The following is a 1481-nucleotide window of genomic DNA, read 5'->3' on the forward strand; positions in this document are numbered from 1 at the left end:
GGGTTTTGGCGTAGGGGGGCGGGACGAAGTTCGGGCCGGCGGGGGTGAACACGTCGGAAGTGGCGGCCGCCTGCCAGGCGGTGTCGGGCAGGGCCGCGACCAGGGCGCGTACCACCGGGGCGTCGCGCCACTGGTCCTGCTGGGCGAGCAGGCTCAGCGCGACCACCGACTCCTCCACCTCGCCGACGCACTCGAACGGCTTGTGCCCGTCGACGCCGAGCAGCTCCCGGTAGCCGGGCACCTGGGACTCGTCGGCCAGCAGGTCGCCGCCGAAGATGCCGGTCAGCCGCTCCCGGGGCATGAACGGGGCCATGGCGAGGAACACGAAGCGGCACTTCGGGCAGTCCCGGCACCAGCGCTCGCTCGCGTCGCGCAGCTTGAACGCGGCGTTGCAGCTGGTCACCACCGCGTCGTACCGGTCGATCTCGGCGAACAGCCGGGCGATGTGCAGCTCGGACAGGGAACGCAGCAGCGAGAAGTACGGCTCGGTGAGCCCGGCGTGCTCGGCCAGCGCCGCGCGCAGCAGCCCTTCCGCCTCGACGCCCTTGGACCACTGGTGGTTGATCTCGTGGCCGTTCCAGATCAGGTTCGGGTCGGACGCCGAGCGCTCGTTCGACATCACCACCGGGCCGAGCCCGTGCAGGACGGCGGTGGCCACGGCGATCAGCGAGTTGATCGCGGTGACCGGGATGTGCCCGTTGCGCGCGCCGGCCGCGTTCAGCTCGAACAGCACCGGGTCCAGCCGCCGCCGGGCGGCCAGCGGCACCAGGTCCGACGCCTCGTTCACCGCCACGATCACGTGGTTCGGGTTGACCGAGAAGGGCACCGGGTCGAGGCCGGCGCGGCGCAGAGCCTCCAGCGTGACGATGGAGTCCTTGCCGCCGCCCACCGCCGACAGCGGCCGCCGGTCGGAGTTGTCCAGCGGGGCCGCCGGGTCCACGACGCCGGACGGCACCTCGGGACGCAGCTCCAGCACGTGCGGCAGCTCGTTGCGGTACGCGTACTCGGCGAGGCCCTTGGTGTAGACGGCGGTGACCAGCTCGACGGCGGCGGCGCCCAGCGGCGCGGGCAGCACCAGCCGGGGTGGCGCGGCGGCCTTGTAGTAGCTGACACCGGCCACCACGTGCAGCAGCTCCAGCACCCGCGCCAGGGTGGCCGCCGTGGCGTCGGAGACCGGCTCGGCCGGCAGCGGGAGCGTGATCACCTCGGTGAATCGCCGCTCGCCGTCGGGACCGGTCAGGGCGTAGTCGAACAGGACCTCGCCGGTGGCGAAGTCGATCGAGTAGGACGGGAAGGTGAAGGCGTCCATCCGCCGCAGCTGCTCGTTGGGCACACGCCATACTAGGCCCTGGTTCGTCCGCCCGTGTCCGGCTGGGCCGACCCCCACCGCCGTGCACCGACCGAGTCCGAGGAGAGCCCGTGCGCCTGTCTGATCTGCGCGGACGTCATGTCGCCGTCTGGGGCGCCGGCCGCGTGGGCCG

Annotated in this window: 1 protein-coding gene; it reads right to left on the reverse strand. The window is 72.7% G+C overall.

Annotation, left to right across the window (positions count from 1 at the left end):
- Window positions 1-1333 (reverse strand): hypothetical protein (locus tag KBX39_RS31035; RefSeq protein ID WP_210873961.1); only part of this gene is annotated, 1333 nt, incomplete at its 3' end.
- Window positions 1334-1481 lie beyond the last annotated feature (148 nt).

The sequence above is a fragment of the Micromonospora sp. D75 genome (assembly GCF_018070405.1).
GTDB classification, from domain to species: domain Bacteria; phylum Actinomycetota; class Actinomycetes; order Mycobacteriales; family Micromonosporaceae; genus Micromonospora; species Micromonospora chalcea.